The organism is Chitinophaga sp. (assembly GCF_019236475.1).
Taxonomy (GTDB): domain Bacteria; phylum Bacteroidota; class Bacteroidia; order Chitinophagales; family Chitinophagaceae; genus Chitinophaga.
The window spans coordinates 1-13,063 of record NZ_JAFAIX010000011.1; the positions used below are offsets into that span (position 1 = coordinate 1).

The 13,063-nt window shown below is 43.8% G+C and carries 13 protein-coding genes and 6 tRNA genes; 3 read left to right on the forward strand and 16 right to left on the reverse strand.

What is annotated here, in order from left to right; genetic code table 11:
* Window positions 1-321: 321 nt before the first annotated feature.
* From nusG to JO154_RS14585, 15 genes are all read right to left on the reverse strand, one after another.
* A complete protein-coding gene (gene nusG, locus JO154_RS14515) occupies window positions 322-888 on the reverse strand; it encodes a transcription termination/antitermination protein NusG (RefSeq protein ID WP_291946720.1) in 567 nt (188 codons plus the stop codon).
* A complete protein-coding gene (secE, locus tag JO154_RS14520) occupies window positions 888-1,082 on the reverse strand; it encodes a preprotein translocase subunit SecE (protein WP_291946722.1) in 195 nt (64 codons plus the stop codon). The genes nusG and secE overlap by 1 nt, the downstream gene beginning before the upstream one ends.
* Before the next feature lie 16 nt (window positions 1,083-1,098).
* A tRNA-Trp gene (locus JO154_RS14525) sits at window positions 1,099-1,169 on the reverse strand.
* 100 nt (window positions 1,170-1,269) lie between these two features.
* Complete coding sequence (gene tuf, locus JO154_RS14530) at window positions 1,270-2,457, reverse strand: elongation factor Tu (RefSeq protein ID WP_291946723.1); 1,188 nt, start codon at window positions 2,455-2,457, stop codon at window positions 1,270-1,272.
* A 69-nt stretch (window positions 2,458-2,526) separates the two neighbouring features.
* Window positions 2,527-2,602 (reverse strand) — tRNA-OTHER (locus tag JO154_RS14535).
* Window positions 2,603-2,718: 116 nt separating this feature from the next.
* Window positions 2,719-2,790: transfer RNA gene (locus JO154_RS14540), tRNA-Thr, on the reverse strand.
* Window positions 2,791-2,818: 28 nt separating this feature from the next.
* Window positions 2,819-2,891, reverse strand: a tRNA-Gly gene (locus JO154_RS14545).
* A 159-nt stretch (window positions 2,892-3,050) separates the two neighbouring features.
* Window positions 3,051-3,135, reverse strand: a tRNA-Tyr gene (locus tag JO154_RS14550).
* A 73-nt stretch (window positions 3,136-3,208) separates the two neighbouring features.
* A tRNA-Thr gene (locus tag JO154_RS14555) sits at window positions 3,209-3,282 on the reverse strand.
* A 235-nt stretch (window positions 3,283-3,517) separates the two neighbouring features.
* Window positions 3,518-3,880, reverse strand: coding sequence for an HPF/RaiA family ribosome-associated protein (locus JO154_RS14560; RefSeq protein WP_366935588.1), 363 nt, complete (start codon window positions 3,878-3,880; stop codon window positions 3,518-3,520).
* Between the two features lie 496 nt (window positions 3,881-4,376).
* Entirely contained in the window at window positions 4,377-5,315 is a 939-nt protein-coding gene (locus JO154_RS14565; protein WP_291946727.1) for a tyrosine-type recombinase/integrase, read from the reverse strand.
* An 88-nt stretch (window positions 5,316-5,403) separates the two neighbouring features.
* On the reverse strand, window positions 5,404-5,601 hold the full coding sequence (rpsU, locus tag JO154_RS14570) for a 30S ribosomal protein S21 (protein WP_111590245.1): 198 nt from the start codon (window positions 5,599-5,601) through the stop codon (window positions 5,404-5,406).
* 78 nt (window positions 5,602-5,679) lie between these two features.
* Window positions 5,680-6,006 (reverse strand): cupin domain-containing protein, encoded by a 327-nt coding sequence (locus JO154_RS14575; protein ID WP_291946729.1) that lies wholly within the window; start codon window positions 6,004-6,006, stop codon window positions 5,680-5,682.
* A 235-nt stretch (window positions 6,007-6,241) separates the two neighbouring features.
* The gene (locus JO154_RS14580) at window positions 6,242-6,466 is read right to left on the reverse strand and encodes a hypothetical protein (RefSeq protein WP_291946731.1); all 225 of its coding nucleotides are present in this window, start codon (window positions 6,464-6,466) and stop codon (window positions 6,242-6,244) included.
* A 59-nt stretch (window positions 6,467-6,525) separates the two neighbouring features.
* Complete coding sequence (locus JO154_RS14585) at window positions 6,526-7,278, reverse strand: LexA family transcriptional regulator (RefSeq protein WP_291946733.1); 753 nt, start codon at window positions 7,276-7,278, stop codon at window positions 6,526-6,528.
* A gap of 113 nt (window positions 7,279-7,391) precedes the next feature.
* On the opposite strand from JO154_RS14585, the gene JO154_RS14590 reads away from it, so the two are divergent.
* Window positions 7,392-7,832, forward strand: coding sequence for a hypothetical protein (locus JO154_RS14590; protein ID WP_291946735.1), 441 nt, complete (start codon window positions 7,392-7,394; stop codon window positions 7,830-7,832).
* 90 nt (window positions 7,833-7,922) lie between these two features.
* Here the strand turns inward: JO154_RS14590 and JO154_RS14595 are convergent, their stop codons facing one another.
* Window positions 7,923-8,585 (reverse strand): SdpI family protein, encoded by a 663-nt coding sequence (locus JO154_RS14595; RefSeq protein WP_291946737.1) that lies wholly within the window; start codon window positions 8,583-8,585, stop codon window positions 7,923-7,925.
* Between the two features lie 251 nt (window positions 8,586-8,836).
* Between JO154_RS14595 and dinB the strand changes: the two genes are divergently transcribed.
* Together dinB and dnaE are read left to right on the forward strand one after the other, a co-directional pair.
* A complete protein-coding gene (gene dinB / locus JO154_RS14600) occupies window positions 8,837-10,048 on the forward strand; it encodes a DNA polymerase IV (RefSeq protein WP_291946739.1) in 1,212 nt (403 codons plus the stop codon).
* Between the two features lie 43 nt (window positions 10,049-10,091).
* Window positions 10,092-13,046, forward strand: a complete 2,955-nt coding sequence (gene dnaE / locus JO154_RS14605) for a DNA polymerase III subunit alpha (RefSeq protein WP_291946742.1) — start codon at window positions 10,092-10,094, stop codon at window positions 13,044-13,046.
* Window positions 13,047-13,063: the final 17 nt, after the last annotated feature.

A 13,063-nucleotide genomic window follows, 5' to 3' on the forward strand; every position in this document is an offset into this window, starting at 1 on the left:
TAGTAACCTTCAAACTGAAGTGGTCTCCCACTCCCCGGCGGAAGCAGCTACCTGGAACAGCTAAATGCATTCAGTAAAATACAGTGTATGATCTGTATTGGCCGAACCCATTTCCGGTAGTTTTCCCTGAAGGCAGGAAATCAAAAACTGAAGCAGTATCCTATCCGTTGCGGTGTGTCTGCAGGAATCATACTTTCAGGCCATCGAAATCAACTCCCTCAATGTACTATGGCCACATATATCCATTACAGCCCAAGGTTAATTTCAACAAAAAAGCCACAGCGTTTGCTGTGGCTTTTCTTTTATCAGGTATCCCTGAGCTTATGCGAGTTTTTCTACCTGCATATAGTTCAGTTCCACCGGTGTGGAGCGACCGAAGATCTTTACGGTCACCTTGAGTTTCTTTTTCTCGTCGTTCACTTCTTCGATGATACCATTGAAGTCGTTGAACGGTCCTTCAATGATCTTGATGGTTTCGCCAACGATGAACGGCTCAATCATGCTTACGCCGCCAACTTCAGCCATTTCATCCATCTTACCGAGCATCTTGTTCACTTCCGCTTTTCTGAGAGCGATCGGATTGTCTTTTCCGAGGAAGTGGATAACGTTGGTAGTATTTTTGATTGCTTCTTTCAGGTCGTCAGATAATTTTCCATCTACTACCTCGATCATTACATAACCGGGATAATAGTTTCTTTCACGCATCACCTTCTTACCATTCTGAACCTTGTATACTTTCTCCACTGGCAGAAAAACCTGTTTCACCACCTCGCTCCATCCCCCGCGGGAAATCTCCTTATCGAGGTACTCCTTTACCTTCCTCTCCTTGCCGCTCACCACACGCAGCACGTACCACTTGGTTTCCTGTTGTTGAGTAGTTTGTTCCATTAGTGAATTAATGAATAGATGAATTTAAGACCCGATTGTGCAGCGATATCCATTACCCAAACGATAGCGGTAATAAGGATAGTTGCAACGAGGACGATCACAGTAGACTGCTGCAATTGAGTCCAAGTGGGCCAACTTACTTTTTCAAGCAGCTCTTTGTAAGACTCCCTGAAATAGGTGGTTACTTTATTCATATGAACGCGTTGTGTGCACGGGCACAAGGATTCGAACCCTGATCAAAGGTTTTGGAGACCTCTATTCTACCGTTGAACTATGCCCGTATAAAAGCCATTAGTGAATGCAAGAGCTGTTAGCAAATATAAGAAATCCGAGGCTAATAGCTACCAGCAAATCGCTAATGGCTTTTTATTGAGAATCAACTTATTTAATGATCTCTGTAACCTGACCCGCACCTACGGTACGTCCACCTTCACGGATAGCGAATTTCAGACCTTTCTCCATCGCGATGGGTTGGATCAGTTTCACATGCAGGTTGGTGTTGTCACCAGGCATAACCATTTCAGTACCTGCTGGCAGTTCGCACTCACCAGTTACGTCAGTTGTACGGAAATAGAACTGAGGACGGTATTTGTTGAAGAATGGAGTGTGACGACCACCTTCTTCTTTGCTCAGTACGTAAACTTCGCATTTGAATTCGGTGTGTGGAGTGATAGAACCTGGCTGGCAGATTACTTGACCACGACGGATTTGAGATTTCTCAATACCGCGGAGCAACAGACCTGCGTTGTCACCAGCTTCACCTTCGTCGAGGAGTTTTTTGAACATCTCAACGCCAGTACAAGTTGATTTCAGAGACTCAGCAACCAGACCTACGATTTCAACGTTCTCACCAACTTTGATGCGACCGCGTTCGATACGACCAGTAGCTACAGTACCACGACCTGTGATAGAGAATACGTCCTCTACAGACATCAGGAATGGTTGATCAACTGGACGTGGAGGCAGAGGAATGTATTCATCAACTGCAGCCATCAGTTCGTCGATAGCACCAACCCATTTTTCGTCGCCAGCCAGCGCACCGGTAGCAGAACCTTTGATAACAGGAACGTTATCGCCGTCGAAACCGTTAGAGCTCAGCAGGTCACGAATTTCAATTTCAACCAGTTCGAGCAATTCAGCATCGTCAACCAGGTCAACTTTGTTCATGAACACAACGATACGAGGAACACCTACCTGACGAGCCAGGAGGATGTGCTCTCTTGTTTGTGGCATAGGACCGTCAGTAGCAGCAACCACCAGGATAGCACCGTCCATCTGAGCAGCACCGGTAATCATGTTTTTCACATAGTCAGCGTGACCAGGGCAGTCAACGTGAGCATAGTGACGATTTGCAGTCTGATACTCAACGTGAGCTGTATTGATAGTGATACCTCTTTCTTTTTCTTCAGGAGCCGCATCGATCTCATCATAACCTCTCTTCTCTGCCAGACCCTTGTTTGCCAAAATTGTGGTAATGGCAGCAGTCAAGGTAGTTTTACCGTGGTCCACGTGGCCGATGGTACCAATGTTTACGTGGGGTTTATCCCGCTTAAAGGTTTCTTTTGCCATTGTATTTTCTTTTTAGATGGTTTGTAAAGATTGTATTGATAGTTGTTTAAAACACGATTTACAAACTTGTACCGCTGATGAGAATTGAACTCATTTCCTTTCACAGCAAAATGCTGTAACTGCTCTTCCATTGAGCTACAACGCTAAGTTTAATTTCGGAGTGGGAATTGGTAAATTCGAATTCCGAAATTCGAATTTTATGGAGTTGTTGATGCGATTATTAACTACTCACTACAACTATTCTTCAAAAAAATTCAATTGAGCTGTTGAAGAGAATTGAACTCTCGACCTCTTCCTTACCAAGGAAGTGCTCTACCCCTGAGCTACAACAGCTTGAAAAATTGCATCTGATAAAAATGCGAGCGGGAGACGAGGCTCGAACCCGCGACCTACAGCTTGGAAGGCTGTCGCTCTACCAACTGAGCTACTCCCGCATTTTAATCCTGCCTCCTGGACGAACCAGGAAACGAATTAATAAATTAAATTAAAGAACATAAAGGCTGTTGTACCACAGGGTTGGTGATGTTAACGACTCACCTGCCATTTCACAACTATGTTCCGCCTCTGCTAAGGCAAAGGCGGAACACGCCGTTTGGTGGGCAGGATAGGATTCGAACCTATGAAGTCGTAGACAGCGGATTTACAGTCCGCCCCATTTGGCCGCTCTGGAACCTGCCCTAACAATTTTTCTGATCTTTGATTTTCGTTGTCCGGATACCGTTAGTATCCAGACAACTTAACCAAAACGATGAGCCAGCAGAGGGATTCGAACCCCCGACCCACTGATTACAAATCAGTAGCTCTGGCCAACTGAGCTATGCTGGCATCTTTCAAAAAACATTCTTTCAATTAGTAACTCGTTGAAAGAGAGCGCAAAATTAAGAGTTTTTATCAATTCTCCAAATCTTTTTTTTAGTTTCTTACAAATTATTAAAAAATCATTTGTTTCCCCTAAAACGCCCTGCTATAAAGAACTTTGCTACCTTTTACCGACCCCTTTTTGTAATCGGGATGGCAAAGGTAGCAAAGGAATTGATATTTCCAAAATTATTTTAAAAAATTATTGAATTTTTTTCTCCTTGTTGCGTTTTACTTGGTTGATTAATGCGTCAAACGCCAGGTCAAATGACTCTTCGAAGGATTTGGACTCGTGCTTCACAAACAAGTCCTGTCGCGGTATTCGGACCCTAATCTCCGCAATTTTGTCTTTTATCTGATGCGCTAAATTGTCCAATTTTAGAAAAACATCCACGCTTACTATTCGATCATGGAACGTGTTCAATTTCTGAATTTTTCTGTTCACGTGATCAATCAATTTTGAATCAGCATCGAAATGCACAGTTTGAATTTGAACGTTCATAGCACTAATTTTTTTAAATTTTAACAATCTGTGTACTAATGGGTAATGCTTGGCTATAGGCATTCTCTTTAGTGTGAAAGAACTTCTTGTACTAATATACTCACTTTATCTATTCGCTGCTACTATGCCGCGTAATATTTTGTTAAAATGAAATTATCTGCCTGATATCTAACATATTCAACACCGTAATCATCCTTTTGTTACACATCTTGCAAACCCACGCCCCGCCTCACATTCATTTATCCTTACCATATGCCTCCTTTTATGTTGTGTATGCAAAAAACAATGCATGAAAAATGTACTATATATGCAACCATCCATCTTCATTCACCTAGTATTTACCCCCAAAATTACTTTTACTTTCTCGTGAAGTGCATACACGTAGCGGATAGAAAGCCAGGAAAACCGAGAGACACGTGTCTCCCGAAACACTAACATATACCCATTGCCGTTGTAACGGTATCCTATACGTCTAGCACCCTACTTCAGGCAAATCCCGATTAAAACGCGAAAAGGGGCCGAAATTCAGCCCCTTTTCGCGTTTTGACATCAAGCACTCCTATGCTTTCGGATGTGCCTGTTTATGGATTTCTTTTAATTTCCCGATCGTATTATGGGTATATACCTGTGTAGACGCCAGGGAGGAATGCCCCAACAACTCTTTTACAGCATTCAGATCTGCCCCATTATTGGTCAGATGGGTAGCAAATGTATGTCGGAGTATATGTGGACTCTTTTTCTTCAACGTGGTAATCTGATGTTCTGACAGGTACTTTCTTACCGTGAGATAAACGTATTTGGAATATAAACGCTTTCCCGTGTGTGGATGAACGAATAGCACTCGCTCTTCGAAACCTTCCAGGTGCGCCCTCTTTTCAGCTTTATAGTCTTCTATCATGGCTGACAAGCCGTTACTGATGGGAATGATCCTTTCCTTTCCGCCTTTACCCATCACCTTAATAGTCAAATTGCGTTTATCCACCTTGAATTCCTCCAGGCCAATCAGCTCTGACAGACGAACGCCCGTCTGATAAAACACTTCGAATATGAGTCGGTGTGTATGCCCTTCAAAGTCATTTTCAAAAATATTCGGCGATGTCACTGAAACGGGGCTGACATTCTCCTCCAGGGCGCGCATTCCTTTTTCTTCAATAAATCCGGGAAGGCGTTTCGCGATTTTCGGCGCGATCACCTTGGTCATGGGCGTGACTTTCAGCAGTCCTTGCCGCATGCAGTATTTAAAAAATGATTTAAGGGTAGAGATTTTCCGGTTAACGCTTTTGGCAGTAACTGATTTATCTATGTTGGTAGATAGCCAATCGCGTATCATGACATGAGATATATCTGTTAGTAGGGTACGGCCAAATCTGGCGGTAATAAAGGAAAGGAATTGGTCCATATCGCTGCGATAGGCCCTGATGGTATGTTCTGAATACCGGTGTTCGAGCTCCAGGTGAGTAAGGAAACGCTCGGATAGAGAGTAGAGTTCTTCGTTCAACACAAAAAGATTGATGATTGTAAAGTTATTAAAAACCTTACAATCATCAAATATTTTGAGTTGCTAATAAGTTACTTAGCAATAGGAATTATCCTTCAATTTTACCAGAAGCCAACTGTTGTTTATAAACTGCTTTCAGCACTTCATTACGACGTTTAACAGAAGGTTTGGTAAAAGACTGGCGTGATCTGAGTTGCAGCAGGATGCGAGCTTTCTCAAATTTCTTTTTGTACTTTTTCAGCGCCTTGTCTATGTTTTCGCAATCTTTAGAATCAATTATCAACATAATTTTTGCCTCTTATTTTTAGGAACGCAAAGATAAAACAATATTTTTTAAAAACAAAAAGGTTCACTTTTTTTTCTCTCAATCCTCCTCTCCGCCTTCTTCTCCGTAGAAAATGACCCATAAAAGTAGGTCTGGGCTGAAGTTGGAGAAATGGTGTTCGGCGCCTGCCGGAACGAAAAGGAAATCACCGGGTGCGACCTTTACTGTTTTCTCTTCCAGGGTAAATTCGCCGGTGCCTTTCAATACGATATAGATTTCATCCTGAATATGTGGTTCTTGATCATCCAGTTCATCCGGTCCGAAGATAATGCCGCGCATACTGCCATGTTCGAATAGGACTGCGAAATCATCATCACTTTTCTGGAGCTGTTGCATAGCTTCAGCGATAGATACATGGAACCTCATGGATAGATTATTTGGGTGATCGGATTGAAATCGTCTTTTAAATTATGATTTTTCGGCCGATTAGCCAAAGAATAACCGGAGTTGCCGCGGCACACAAAGGCGCAAAATTGCAACGGGCATCATCTTGTGCCTTTGTGTACCGGTTTTTCAGGCATGTACTAATTACTTTGAATTAGTAAGTTGGGTAGTGGCGGCTTTTCCGCCGATTTTTGCCTGTTTTTCCCGTTTGCTACGGTTACCTGGTGGTCACGGTAATAACTGCTGAATTACCGGGATCAGCGGGCAACCGGGCAATAACGGGGTTGTTCTCGGAAACGTAGGAAAATCCGGAAACAAGGAAATCTGGATAGCAGAGAACAGATACGGAATAGGGCGCCCGATCCGCTCCCGCAGATAAAGACTGCGGGCATTCTTCCCGCAGTAAGAAATCAATGAAATGACGCACATCCCGCAACGGCATGGCGCTACCTGTGGAATTTACCGCCCGAAGAGCAGTTTGTTGGCAACAGGTGATTATACTTAATCTTTTATTTTCTTTTTCAACATGCTCACCTGATCCTGCAGTTGGCTAACCATATCTGCTAGGTGATTCACGCTCATACGGCTTTGTTGGTTGGATTTGCTGACAATAGCATCCGACTGCCAAAGTTCCAGCACATCCTCCATTTCTACCGCATAAGGCTCAAATTGATTATTATCGGAGACGAGGGTAATCTTCGATTTAGAGCGGTTGCTTTTTACTATTCGTTTAAAAACAATACCACCACGGGCGGTTACCACCACATAGGTTTCATTGTTTTTAATTTCTTCCCAGCCATCTACTTTATGGCAGACAATAACAGATCCAGACGTCACCGGCAACATAGAATCCCCGGCGATTTCAAAAGCTCTGTAATCACCCGCACCCAGCATAGGCAGCGTAAAGGTGTTCAACTCTTCGATGAATTCCTCATCATTATAGCCTGCCAGATAACCTGCAGCAGCTTTTACCGGAACGAAGGTGATGGACTGCCTGCTGCTGCCCAATTTTTGCTGACGACGTTTTTCCAGGAAATTATCCTTTTGGGAACCTAGATCCCTGCGAAGCAGGTCATCAATGGTAACCCGGAACATATCGCTCACCTGTTCCAGCACTTCTGTTCTCGGCTCCGCACGCTCTTCTTCATATGCGCCGAGCAGGGAACGCTTGATGCCAAGTTTATCGGCAAACTCTTGCTGCGTCCAGCCTTTTTGCTTACGCAGATATTTCAAATTCTGGCATACTACGGACATAACCTAAACAATTTAGTACTTTGCTAACAAAATTAGCAAATATTTTTATCATTTACCAAATATATCTGCGAATCAGAACTTATTTTTGCCCGGATTAATCAACTCACTAACTTATGTTACTTGTACATTCCATTTTAAGATGGGCAGTACTGCTCACAGGTATCTGGGCCGTCATCCGTGCTTTTAAAGGGGTTTCCGGCAAAACGCCTTTCACCGCTGCCGATAATAAGGCAGGGCTTTTCTTCATGATCGCCTGCGATATCCAACTGCTGGTTGGTATTATCCTGTTCTTTACGAGCAGCCTGGTGACCACCGCGCGTGCAGACATGGGCGTTGCCATGAAAGATCCCATGCTCCGGTTCTTTACCGTAGAACATGAGACTTTGGCTATTATCGCCATTGCACTGGTACATATTGGTAAGTCGAAAGTGAAGAAGGCAACCGATGCTGCCAAAAAACACATGCTGGCAAGAAATTTCTACAGCATTGCCCTCGTGTTAATTCTTATCATCATTGGTTTGGTAATGACCAAAGGCCAGAGAGGTTTTTATTAATCCGTGTAATTATTCCCAAAATAATAATGGCGGCCTTGTCAAGAGCCGCCATTTTCTTTTTATGTATTGACCACTATTAATAGCTTGTTGTTATCCCTTATCCTCATTCGCTAACCGGAATGAATAAATATAAGGTAATATTGGAAGAAGGAAGGATGAGGCAAATATAACAAAAACTCCGGTGATGAGCGACATAAAAAACGCTCCGGCAATTAGTACAAGTCCTACGGCTGTCCACAAACTACTGGCCATAGCATGTGTTTTCTTCCATACCACCGGATCTTTGAGCGTCCATGGTGTGCGCACGCCTACATAATTATTGGGCTTTAATCCCTTCAGATATAAGCCCACACCCGCCATCAGCAGGCCAATGCCAATAAATGCCCAACGCTCCATCGCATAAGTGTGACCCGTTTGCACCATCAGAATAATGATAAATGCGATGGCCGAAAGAAAGATCTGAATAACATACCTCACCTTGTAATACTCCCGGTGCATCAATTCTGGATCTGATACAGCTTCATCGTCTGTCTTGGGTAAATACCTAAATAAAAAATATATTAAGGCGTTGGTAAAGAAGAAAAATATCATCAACAACAAGAAGTCTTCTTTCGTTTTTATCTGCTGCTGAACCGGCTCTGCCGCCTGCCCGAAGACGTCCGGTATATTTCGCCATTCTAAACCCATATAGATGAGAGGAGCTACAAATAGTAGCAGGAGAAGGAGCTCTTTGCGAAGATCTGTTTTTGTCATAGGAACCTGCTTTTGAAAGATGAATATGGTCTATTCCCTTCTAGTTCATTTTCATATACTTAACTAATTACAGATTAAATCCCCTATATGTTGTAAAATTACAAAATTCATTCCAGCCTCTATCCTTCATACTAATTATTTTAGTAAAACTAAAAATGTTAGTATATTTGAAGTCCCGCTACTATGCGGGCTATACAGCACCTAGCCCAACTTTTCCCTGAAACGATTACATCACTTTAAATCTGTGAGTTATGATATCGTTGCAACAACGCGCTATTGCGCATCTCGACCTCGATTGTTTCTTTGTTTCTGTAGAATGCCAGCAGGACAGCAGCCTGATAGGCAAACCCCTCCTCGTAGGCGGCAATAGCGACCGCGCCGTTGTAGCCGCCTGTAGCTACGAAGCCAGACGCTACGGCATCCACTCCGCCATGCCCATGAAAACCGCCCTCCGCCTTTGTCCGCATGCCATCATACGCAGCGGAGATATGGAGGCATACAGTAATAAATCCCGCGAAGTCACCGAAATCATCGCTGACAAAGCCCCCCTCTACGAAAAATCTTCTATCGATGAATTCTACATCGATATCAGTGGCATGGATAAGTATTTCGGCTCCCTCAAATGGACTACCGAACTCAGAAAAACAATCATAAAAGAATCCGGACTGCCCATCTCCTTTGGCCTCGCCTCCAACAAACTCGTATCCAAAGTGGCCACCGATGAGGCCAAACCAAATGGACAACTGGAAATTATGTTCGGTGAAGAAAAATCATTCCTCGCCCCACTCAACATAGAAAAAATCCCTATGGTAGGGAAAGAAACCGCCGCCCAATTGCGTCGGCGCGGCGTGGAAACAGTGAAAACACTCAGCGAAGTGCCCATTTCTCTCCTGGAAGCCTGGATGGGAAAAAATGGAATCTCCCTCTGGAAAAAAGCCAATGGGATCGATGAATCCCCCGTTGTGCCCTACTATGAACAAAAATCCATTTCAACAGAAAGTACCTTCCATGCCGATACCATCGATATGGAATTCATGCACGCCGAACTGGTGCGCATGACAGAAAAAATCGCCTTCGAATTACGACAACAAAATAAATTAACCGGATGCATCACGGTTAAAATACGGTACTCCGACTTCGAAACTGTTACCAAACAGATGTCTATCCCCTACTGCTGCTCCGATCACGTACTGCTGGAAAAAGTAAAAGAACTCTTTAAAAAATTATATGACCGCAGACTGTTAGTCCGACTCATTGGCGTTAGATTCAGTCACCTTGTACAAGGAAATCATCAGATCAGCCTTTTTGACGACAGCCAAGAAATGATTGCACTCTATCAAGCTATCGATCAGATCAAAAACAGGTTCGGATGGGAATTTCTCATGAAAGGCACCAATGTACTTCCCCCAGATAAGAAAATGCTGGCCCGGAAGCGTGACATCTCCCCATTCCATAAAAGATAATTTAGGCAACTAACCAATGTAAGCAATTGTCAAAAACCACATCATGTACTTGAACTGCAAAACATTCTTCAGCCTGCGATATGGCACCATGCACGTAGAAACACTCATCCGGGAAGCAAAAGAACGCGGTATCACCACACTTGCGCTTACCAATATCAACATCACTTCCGATGCATGGACCTTCGTGACTGAATGCAGGGAACAAGATATCAAACCCGTACTGGGACTGGAATGCAGAAATGAACACACCCTCTGCTACCTGCTGCTGGCCCGCAACCAGAACGGCTGGTATCATATCAATAAATTCCTCTCCTATAAATTACATACCGGAGAACCATTCCCAGAACAAGCGCCCGAAATGCCGGATACATTCGTGATCTATCCCTGGGGAACCCACAATCCGCATACATTAGCGCCACATGAACTTCTAGGCGTACGCGTCAAGGATATCAATAAATTATTTCGAGTGGATACCCTTGCACTGAAAGATAAACTGGTCATCATGCAACCCGTTACCTTCCAGGATGAACTGCATTATGAATTACACCAGGTATTGAGAGCCATCGATCAAAACATCCTGATATCCCAGCTATTGCCCGAAACCTATGCTGCTCCTGATGAAACGTTTATTCATCCTGCCGATTTAGTGGAGCATTTTGAAAGATATCCACATATAGTAGCCAATACGCTGGCGGTACTGCATGCCTGCGAGGTGGAAATGCAAATGAATATCCCCCGCAATAAAAAAACTTTTTCAGCGAGCGTGGAAGAAGACCGCAAACTCTTACGGGACCTAGCTTACGAAGGAATGATATACCGCTATGGTTCCAACCATGAATCCGCAGCCGCCCGTATTGAAAAAGAACTGGATATCATCGCAAAACTCAATTTCGAATCCTATTTTCTCATTACTTGGGATATCATTCGCTTTGCCCAGGAAAAAGGATTTTTCTATGTAGGCCGTGGAAGTGGCGCCAACTCTATCGTGGCCTACTGCCTACGTATTACAGATGTAGACCCCATAGAACTGGACCTTTATTTTGAAAGATTCCTGAACCTCTATCGCAGCTCTCCACCTGATTTTGATATCGACTTCTCCTGGAAAGACCGCGATGAAATCACGACCTATATCTTCAATAAATATGGTCCGGAACATACTGCGCTACTGGGTACCGTCACCACATTCCAGACACATGCCATCGTTAGGGAACTGGGGAAAGCGTATGGATTGCCTAAAAAAGAAATTGATCGTATCCTGCAAGGAGGCTTCAGTGTGAAGCTGGATGAAGATAGAATACAACGAAAAATTCTGCATTTCTGCCAACTCATGGATAACCAGGAAAAATCATTTCCCAATCATCTCAGTATCCATGCAGGCGGCATCCTGATTAGTGAGGCGCCTATCCATCACTATTGTACAACCTATCTACCTCCCAAAGGCTTCAGCACAGCGCAGATGGACATGTTTCAGGCAGAAGCAATCGGATTGTATAAATTCGATATCCTCAGCCAGCGCGGACTTGGACATATCCGAGATGCGATTGATCTCATCAAACAAAATCATGATGTAGACATCGATATCCACAATGTAAAAGCCTTTATGGTGGATGAACAGGTGAAAGCCAATCTTCGTGGCGTAAATACCATCGGGTGTTTTTACATTGAATCTCCTGCCATGCGACAGTTGCTCACCAAATTGCGCTGCGACGACTATCGCTCCCTGGTGGCCGCCAGTTCTATCATTCGCCCCGGTGTAGCGCAATCCGGCATGATGAAGCAGTATATTGACCGATTCAATAATCCACAGTCAGTAGTATACCTGCATCCGGTCATTGAGGAGTTACTGAAGGAAACATTTGGTATCATGGTGTACCAGGAAGATGTGATCAAAGTGGCGCATAAATTTGCTGACATGGAACTCGCAGATGCGGATCGACTGCGAAGAGCCATGGCAGGCAAATACAGGGGGATGAAAGATTTAGAACAAATACAGGCAAGGTTTTTCCGTAACTGTGATGCAAAAGGGCATCCTCGTCATGTGAGTGAAGAAGTGTGGAGACAAATAGCCAGCTTTGCCAATTTCTCCTTCTCTAAAGCCCATTCTGCGAGCTTTGCAGTGGAAAGTTACCAGAGTCTTTACCTGAAAACCTACTACCCTGCTGAGTTTATGGTGGCAGTCATCAATAATTTCGGAGGGTTTTACAGCAGGGAACTGTATTTCAACCAACTGAAACAGACAGGCATTCAACTGCATGCCCCATGTATCAACCAAAGCGACTATCTCACCAACATCCATGGCAAAGAAGTATTTGTGGGCTTTATTCACATCGAGGGGTTGGAATTCGCGCTGGTAGAGCGCATCCTGGAGGAAAGAAAAAATAGTGGCCCTTTTGTAAGTCTAGAAGATTTTGTTTCCCGTACAGGCCCTGGACCGGAGCAATTGGAAATTCTTATTCGTATTGGTTGCTTTCACTTTACCGGCTATACGAAAAAAGAACTACTGTGGAAAGGCAGTCTGCTCGCGAAAGCCCGTGAAGTTAAGCAAATACATCACCTTCCATTATTCAGGCCAACGCCGGTGGATTGTACACTTCCTCAACTGGCTTACCATGCGCATGAAGATGCCTTTGATGAAATTGATCTGTTGGGATTTCCTTTGCAGTCCCCCTTCAGTATATTACAGCACGAGCAATCCACTTATACCCTTGCCCGGGATTTTCATAAACATATTGGTCAACAGGTCATGACGCTGGGGTATTATGTCACCATGAAAATGCTGCGTACTTCCAAAGGTGATCCGATGTGTTTTGGTACTTTCCTGGATGCGGAAGATCAATTTGTAGATACGGTACATTTTCCAGACAGTTTGCGCCAATATCCTTTCCAGAAGAGTGGATTTTATATTCTACAGGGGAAGGTAGTTTCTGACTATGGCGTTATTACATTGGAAATCAGTTGGATGCGAAAAATTGGATATTTTGAAGACAAAAGCAATTAATACGACAAATTGTTGTA

Coding starts and splice junctions, on each gene's coding strand:
- nusG (WP_291946720.1), bottom strand. CDS start 888: ATGGAACAAACTACTCAACAACAGGAAACCAAGTGGTACGTGCTGCGT.
- secE (WP_291946722.1), bottom strand. CDS start 1,082: ATGAATAAAGTAACCACCTATTTCAGGGAGTCTTACAAAGAGCTGCTT.
- tuf (WP_291946723.1), bottom strand. CDS start 2,457: ATGGCAAAAGAAACCTTTAAGCGGGATAAACCCCACGTAAACATTGGT.
- JO154_RS14560 (WP_366935588.1), bottom strand. CDS start 3,880: ATGCCTATAGCCAAGCATTACCCATTAGTACACAGATTGTTAAAATTT.
- rpsU (WP_111590245.1), bottom strand. CDS start 5,601: ATGTTGATAATTGATTCTAAAGATTGCGAAAACATAGACAAGGCGCTG.
- JO154_RS14575 (WP_291946729.1), bottom strand. CDS start 6,006: ATGAGGTTCCATGTATCTATCGCTGAAGCTATGCAACAGCTCCAGAAA.
- JO154_RS14580 (WP_291946731.1), bottom strand. CDS start 6,466: ATGCCGTTGCGGGATGTGCGTCATTTCATTGATTTCTTACTGCGGGAA.
- JO154_RS14585 (WP_291946733.1), bottom strand. CDS start 7,278: ATGTCCGTAGTATGCCAGAATTTGAAATATCTGCGTAAGCAAAAAGGC.
- JO154_RS14590 (WP_291946735.1), top strand. CDS start 7,392: ATGTTACTTGTACATTCCATTTTAAGATGGGCAGTACTGCTCACAGGT.
- JO154_RS14595 (WP_291946737.1), bottom strand. CDS start 8,585: ATGACAAAAACAGATCTTCGCAAAGAGCTCCTTCTCCTGCTACTATTT.
- dinB (WP_291946739.1), top strand. CDS start 8,837: ATGATATCGTTGCAACAACGCGCTATTGCGCATCTCGACCTCGATTGT.
- dnaE (WP_291946742.1), top strand. CDS start 10,092: ATGTACTTGAACTGCAAAACATTCTTCAGCCTGCGATATGGCACCATG.